General features: G+C 67.0%; 6 protein-coding genes and 1 pseudogene. 6 read left to right on the forward strand and 1 reads right to left on the reverse strand.

Annotated elements, in window-relative coordinates:
- Positions 1-103: 103 nt before the first annotated feature.
- The 5 genes and pseudogenes from C477_RS07470 to hemA all read left to right on the forward strand — a co-directional run bounded on the left by C477_RS07470 (position 104) and on the right by hemA (position 5,638).
- Positions 104-511 carry a DUF5778 family protein gene (locus C477_RS07470; RefSeq protein ID WP_008893852.1) on the forward strand — a complete coding sequence of 136 codons (408 nt, stop codon included), beginning with the start codon at positions 104-106 and terminating at the stop codon, positions 509-511.
- A 320-nt stretch (positions 512-831) separates the two neighbouring features.
- Positions 832-2,399 (forward strand): annotated as a pseudogene (locus tag C477_RS07475) (aldehyde dehydrogenase family protein).
- Between the two features lie 139 nt (positions 2,400-2,538).
- Positions 2,539-3,621 carry a siroheme decarboxylase subunit beta gene (ahbB, locus tag C477_RS07480; RefSeq protein ID WP_008893853.1) on the forward strand — a complete coding sequence of 361 codons (1,083 nt, stop codon included), beginning with the start codon at positions 2,539-2,541 and terminating at the stop codon, positions 3,619-3,621.
- Between the two features lie 29 nt (positions 3,622-3,650).
- A complete protein-coding gene (locus C477_RS07485; RefSeq protein ID WP_008893854.1) occupies positions 3,651-4,307 on the forward strand; it encodes a precorrin-2 dehydrogenase/sirohydrochlorin ferrochelatase family protein in 657 nt (218 codons plus the stop codon).
- Positions 4,304-5,638, forward strand: coding sequence for a glutamyl-tRNA reductase (gene hemA / locus C477_RS07490; RefSeq protein ID WP_008893855.1), 1,335 nt, complete (start codon positions 4,304-4,306; stop codon positions 5,636-5,638). The genes C477_RS07485 and hemA overlap by 4 nt, the downstream gene beginning before the upstream one ends.
- A gap of 3 nt (positions 5,639-5,641) precedes the next feature.
- Here hemA and C477_RS07495 read toward each other — a convergent pair whose 3' ends face one another.
- Entirely contained in the window at positions 5,642-5,821 is a 180-nt protein-coding gene (locus C477_RS07495) for a hypothetical protein (protein WP_008893856.1), read from the reverse strand.
- Positions 5,822-6,052: 231 nt separating this feature from the next.
- Between C477_RS07495 and C477_RS07500 the strand changes: the two genes are divergently transcribed.
- Positions 6,053-6,334, forward strand: coding sequence for a 4a-hydroxytetrahydrobiopterin dehydratase (locus C477_RS07500; RefSeq protein WP_008893857.1), 282 nt, complete (start codon positions 6,053-6,055; stop codon positions 6,332-6,334).
- The last annotated feature ends 114 nt before the right edge of the window (positions 6,335-6,448 follow it).

Below are 6,448 nucleotides of genomic sequence, written 5' to 3' on the forward strand. Positions count from 1 at the left end.
TCTTCTATCCCTATGTGTCTTGCGTGCCATCTAGCAGCATGAGAACGCAGGCTCCTCGAGAAAATCGTGACCGCTATCCGTTCGGCCCCGCTCGGTTCTGACAATGCCAGACGCGATCGACGACGACCTCTACCAGCGGACCAAGGCACTGCTCGAGCCCGGCGAGATCGATCTCAACGGGGCGATCGTCCACACCGACTACGACGGCCAGGAGGACGTCCAGATGATGCAGGCGACCCTCGACGTCGGCGACGTCATCGCCGAGCGCTCGGGGTACGATCCCGAGGACTGCTACGTCTACTCCGGCAACGACGACTCCGATTTCTCCTCGAACCAGCACCAGGGGCTGACGCTGGACGACGAGGAGTTCGTCTGGGAGTGCCAGCAACTGCTTCGCGAGGGGAGCTTCGACATCGTCATCTACTACCGGGCGAGCGCAGACCACGAGGGGATTCTCGAGGACATCCGCGAGCTCGGCCACGAGGTCACCGGCGTTCGGGGCGACGAGTAGCGACCGCCGCGCGAACCGTCCCGCTCTCGTCTCTGGAACCGCCCGCCGAACGGCGTCCCGGCTCGGTCGGTCGTTCGCGCGACCGTCGGCAGTCATACCGCTGTTGCGAACTCGAGTCGGTTCGTTCCGACCGCCGATACGCCGCTGTCGTTTCAGCCCTGTTCCAGTATCCTCGTTCGAATCGGGCGACGTGATCGCCGTGCACGTCTGAATCTCTCTCTGAGACTCCGCTGTTATAATAATAGAGGTTCGGGATTGTGTCAACGCGAACCGTTCGAGCACCGTGAGCGTTATACTACCGTGCGCCACAGTATCGATGAATGTCACTGGACATTTCGATCACGGCGGATTGGGGAGAACTGTACCTCAACGGGGAGTGGGTGCCGTCCGAGAGCGGCGAGACGCTCGCGGTCGAGGATCCCTCGACTCGCGAGGTCATCACGGAGGTCCCCGCGGGCGTCGAATCGGACGTCGACGCGGCCTACGAGGCCGCCGCGGACGCCCAGACGGAGTGGGCCAAACAGCCGCCGGCCACCCGCGAGGAGATCGTCCAGGGCGTCGTCGAACGCCTCGAAGAGTGGGAGGAGGACATCGTCGAACTCCTCGTCCGGGAGGCCGGCGGCAGCCGGGTCATGGGCGGGACGTCGGTCCACCTCGCGACCGATCAGGCGGCCGAGGCGGCGACGCTGCCCCGGCGGATGAAAGGCGAACACGCTCGTTCGAACATCCCGGGCAAGGAGAACATCGTCGANGCGTCGTCACGGTCATCTCGCCGTGGAACTTCCCCCTGAACCTCTCGATGCGGGCGGTCGCGCCAGCGATCGCGGCCGGGAATTCGGTCGTGCTCAAGCCGGCGACGAACACGCCCATCGCGGGCGGACTCCTCATCGCGAAGCTGTTCGAGGAAGCCGGCCTCCCCGCGGGTGTCCTCAACGTCGTCACCGGCCGGGGCTCGGAGATCGGCGACCGCGTCGCCGGCCATCCCGAGAGCGACGTCGTCGCCTTCACCGGGTCGACCCCCGTCGGTCGGCAGGTCGCCGCCACCGCCGGCGAGAACCTCGCCGAAGCGGCGATGGAACTGGGCGGTAACAACGCCCACATCGTCACCGCCGATGCGGACGTCGATCAGGCAGTCGACGCCGCGGTCTTCGGGAACTTCGTCCACCAGGGCCAGGTCTGCATCTCGATCAACCGCCACCTCGTCCACGAGGACGTCTACGACGAGTACGTCGAGAAGCTGACCGAGCGCGCCGAGTCGCTGCCCGTCGGCAGCGCCCACGATCCGGACACGATCGTCGGCCCGATCATCGACGAGTCCCAGCGCGACGAGATACTCCAGTACGTCGAGGAGACGATCGACCAGGGCGCGACGCTGGAGACTGGCGGCGAGACCGTCGACCTCGAGGGCGTCGACGACTCGCTGGTCGTCGCGCCGACGGTCCTCTCCGACGCGACCAACGACATGGCCGCCGCGTGCAACGAGCACTTCGGCCCCATCGCGCCGGTCATCCCGTTCTCGGACGTCGACGAGGCCGTCGAACNGACCAACGACATGGCCGCCGCGTGCAACGAGCACTTCGGCCCCATCGCGCCGGTCATCCCGTTCTCGGACGTCGACGAGGCCGTCGAACTCCACAACGCCGTGGAGTACGGCCTCTCCGGCTCCGTTCACGCGGGCGACGTCGGCGCCGGCAAGCGGATCGCCGACCGCCTCGAGACCGGCATGGTCCACGTCAACGACCAACCGATCAACGACGAGGCCCACGTCCCATTCGGTGGCACCGGCGCCTCAGGCGTCGGCGGCTACAACACCACCGACTTCCTCGAGGAGGTCACCGAGAAGAAGTGGATCTCGCTGCAACACGAGGACCGCGAGTATCCCTTCTGACCGGCGGTCAAGCGGGAGCGATGCGGCGGGATAACTGATTCCCAACGCGGTTTCTGCGTTGTCGGTCGGGCGCGTTCGCTATCACCGTCGACCGACACCGTCCGGTTCCCTTATATCGGGGGCGTCCCGACCGTCACGTATGAGTACGGACGTCGACCTCACGGAGCGCGAGCGGGCGGTCGTCAACGCCTTTCAGGGCGGATTCCCCGTCACCGAACGGCCCTTCGAGCCGGCCGCGACCGCGATGCGCGACCGCGGGGTCGACATCACGGCGGACGAGTTGCTCGAGACGATCCGCGACCTGGACGAGCGCGGCGTGCTCTCCCGGTTCGGCCCGCTCGTCAACGCCCAGGAGATCGGCGGCGCGGCGACGCTGGTCGCCATGCACGCCCCTGAAGAGCGGTTCGACGAGATCGTCGAGCAGGTCAACGCCCACCGCGAGGTGGCCCACAACTACGAGCGCGAACACCCCCATCTGAACGTCTGGTTCGTCGTGTCGGTGGCCGACGAGGATCGCGTCGAAGACGTTCTCGCGGAGATCGAAGACGAAACCGGGCAGGAAACGTACAACCTGCCGAAACAGCGGGAGTTCCGCGTCGAGGCGAAGTTCTACGTCGACGGCCCGCTGGACGGCGAGGGCGACGTCGAGCGCGCCGGCGTTGACTGCACCGATCTCGGCCCCGACGTGGTGCCGGCCGACAGCGAGACGCTTTCACCGGCCGAACGCGACCTCGTCCTCGAGGTCCAGGACGGCCTTCCCCTCACCGAGACGCCCTACGCCGACGTCGCCGACACGATCGGTCGAGAGACCGAGTGGGTCCTCGAGACGATCAAGCGATTCGAGCGGGAGGGGAAGATCCGCCGGATCGGCGTCGTGCCGAACCACTACGCGCTGGGCTACACGGAAAACGGGATGACGGTCTGGAACGTGCCCGACGACCGGGTCGCGGAGGTCGGCCCCGAGATCGCCGCGCTGCCCTTCGTCACCCACTGTTACGAGCGCCCGCGCCACGATGGCGTCTGGCCGTACAACTTCTTCGCGATGACCCACGGTCGCAGCGAGGCCGAGAGCCGGCGGCGAATCGAACAGGTTCGGGAACGGATGGACGACTACTGGGACGTAACTGCCGACGACTGGGATACCTTGCACTCTACACAGATATTGAAGAAAACCGGTATTCGTTTGGACGAGCGCGCCGATGCAAACACGGAGGCCGAGTAACGGATGACGAACGAACGTTCGATACCAGAATGATTCCGCTTCTGCACGATTTCACGGGCACCACGGTACTCGTCTTCGGCGGCGGGCGGGTCGGCGCCCGGAAGGCCCGTCGGTTCGCCCGCGAGGCCGACGTGATCGTCGTCAGCCCCGACTTCGCCGATCGGGAGTTCGGCGGTACCGAACTGGTCCGGGCCGCGCCCGATCCGGCCGCCGTCGACGACTGGCTCGAGCGGACCGATCCCGCGCTGGTCGTCGCCGCGACCGACGACGCGGCGCTCAACGAGGCCGTCGCGGAGGCGGCTCGAGCGCGCGGCACGCTGGTCAACCGCGCCGATCGATCGGGCGAGCGCGACGTCGGCAGCGTCGTCGTCCCGGCGACCGTGCGCGAGGATCCCGTCGTCGTCTCGGTCGCGACCGGCGGCACCGCGCCCGCGTTGAGCAAGCACCTCCGGCAGGACCTCGAGGAGACGCTCGCCGGCGCGGGGGAGATGGCGCGGGTCTGTGCCGAGTTGCGGACGGAACTGAAATCGCGGAACGTCCCGTCCGAGCGACGGCGGGAGATCGTCACCGACGTCGTCAATTCTCCGGACCTTTGGACAGCTTTACGTACCGGTACTTCCAACTATCGTCAAGTGATTGAGGACGTGCTGGGCGAGGAACTATATACTGGGGGTGATCGACCGTGATCTCGGCCGGAGTCGTCACGGCTGCGCGCGTAACACACGAGAGCGGCAGCGTCGACGATCTCGCGGACGCGAGTCCCGAGAGCCAACGCGACGCCGTCGCCGACCTGCTCTCGGTACCGGAGATCGAGGAGGCGTACGTGCTCTCGACGTGCAACCGTGTCGAGGCCTACGTCGTCGGTACCGACGCCGCCGTCGGACGAGCCGCACTCGAGGAGTTCTTCGCGGCGGTCGACGACGACGCGGTCGTCGTCAGCGACCACGACGAGAGCTTACACCACCTGCTGTCGGTCGCGGCCGGCCTCGAGTCGGTCGTCCTCGGCGAGGATCAGATCCTCGGGCAGGTCCGGACCGCCTACGAGGACGCCCGGACCATCGGCGGCATCGGCGAGATGCTCGAGACCGCCGTGACGAAGGCGATCCACGTCGGCGAACGGGCGCGAACCGAGACCGAGATCAACGAGGGGGTCGTCTCGCTGGGGTCGGCGGCGACGAAACTCGCCGACCGGGAGCTCTCCCTCGACGGGACGACCGCGCTCGTCGTCGGCGCCGGCGAGATGGGCCGTCTCGCGGCTCGCAGCCTCGCCGACGCCGGCGTCGAGGACATCGTCGTCGCGAACCGGACGGTCGCCCACGCCGAACACCTCGCGACCGAACTCGACGCCGACGCCGAGGCGATCCCGCTGGAGGCGCTTTCTACCGTCGCCGGCGGCGCCGACGTCGTCGTCACCGCGACCGGCAGCGAGGAGCCGATCCTCGAACCGGACCACCTCGCGACCGACGGTGGCGCCGACGCCGACGCCGAGACGAACCGCGTCGTCGTCGACCTCGGACAGCCCCGCGACGTCGAGCCAGCCGCCGGCGACCTCTCGACCGTCGCCGTCTACGATCTGGACGACCTCGAGTCGATCACCCAGGAGACCCGCGAACAGCGCGCGGACGCGGCAAGCGAGGTCGAATCGATGGTCGACCGCGAGTTCGACCTGCTCTGTGACCAGTACAAGCGCGCCCGCGCCGACGAGGTGATCGCCGCGATGTACGAATCCGCCGAGCGCATGAAGGAACGCGAACTCGAGACGGCGCTGTCGCGACTCGAGGGCGAGGAGTTTTCCGCGGAACAGCGGGAGGTCGTCGAGGCGATGGCCGACGCGCTGGTCAACCAGTTGCTCGCGCCGCCGACCAAGAGCCTCCGCGAGGCGGCGGCCGAAGACGACTGGAGCACGATCAACACCGCCCTTCAGTTGTTCGATCCCGATTTCGCCGGCGACGACGGCCCCGTCGCCCCACCGGTCACCGGCACCGCCTCGCCGCTCGAGGCGACCGACGACGACTGACGGTTAGTGCCAGAGCTTCGTCGCGTCGACGATATCGAGTGCATCGTCGGCTTCGACTTCCCAGATTCTGAGGACGAGGTGTGCCTTGCAGTAGTACTCGGTCGTCTCGATCCCGGTGTGTTCGTTTTTGAGAACGAGTTGGCACGTCTCGTCGTTCGCGCAGTCGCCTGACCGGTCACACATTACACTGCCAGCACGTACTCCGCTCGTGGATAAGTCCTTGTCGGCGCCACGGCCGTCCCCGAACTCGGTTCCGGCTATCGATTCGGTCGCGACGCGCGTTATCGTCTATCGCGAGTGTCGTCGTCACGGTCTCCGAATCCCGATTCGATCCGCTCGCGGGGGTCTCGAGACCCGTCGCGGTCAATACGCCGTGGCACAATCATTATCTGATTGGCTTCCGTTCGGGCGACTATGGCCGACCTACTGTCCGACGACGAGATCGACGCACAACTGCCCGACGAGTGGACCCAGGAGGGCGACGAGATCGTTCGCGCCTACGAGTTCGACGACTACCTCCGCGGAGTTAACTTCGCCCAGATGGTCGGCGAGATCGCCGAAGCGCAGTTCCATCACCCCGAGATCATCATCCGCTACGAGGAAGTCGAGATCCGACTGACCTCCCACGAGGAGGGCGGCGTCACGGAGCAGGACATCGAGATGGCCGAGCTGATCGAGTCCGAGCGCGACGCCTGAGGATGGACGCCCGGTACGTCTTCCGCGCCGAGCTCCGCCTCGAGGCCGACGAGTCCGGGGTCCGGCTCGAGCCGTCGACGACCGGGACGACCGTCACCGTCTTTCGCGAGGCCC

Source organism: Haloterrigena salina JCM 13891 (assembly GCF_000337495.1).
Classification (GTDB): Archaea; Halobacteriota; Halobacteria; order Halobacteriales; family Natrialbaceae; genus Haloterrigena; species Haloterrigena salina.

Bases quoted from the DNA above. Each gene is read 5' to 3' on its own strand.
- C477_RS07470 (WP_008893852.1), top strand. From the start codon at position 104: ATGCCAGACGCGATCGACGACGACCTCTACCAGCGGACCAAGGCACTG.
- ahbB (WP_008893853.1), top strand. From the start codon at position 2,539: ATGAGTACGGACGTCGACCTCACGGAGCGCGAGCGGGCGGTCGTCAAC.
- C477_RS07485 (WP_008893854.1), top strand. From the start codon at position 3,651: ATGATTCCGCTTCTGCACGATTTCACGGGCACCACGGTACTCGTCTTC.
- C477_RS07495 (WP_008893856.1), bottom strand. From the start codon at position 5,821: ATGTGTGACCGGTCAGGCGACTGCGCGAACGACGAGACGTGCCAACTC.
- C477_RS07500 (WP_008893857.1), top strand. From the start codon at position 6,053: ATGGCCGACCTACTGTCCGACGACGAGATCGACGCACAACTGCCCGAC.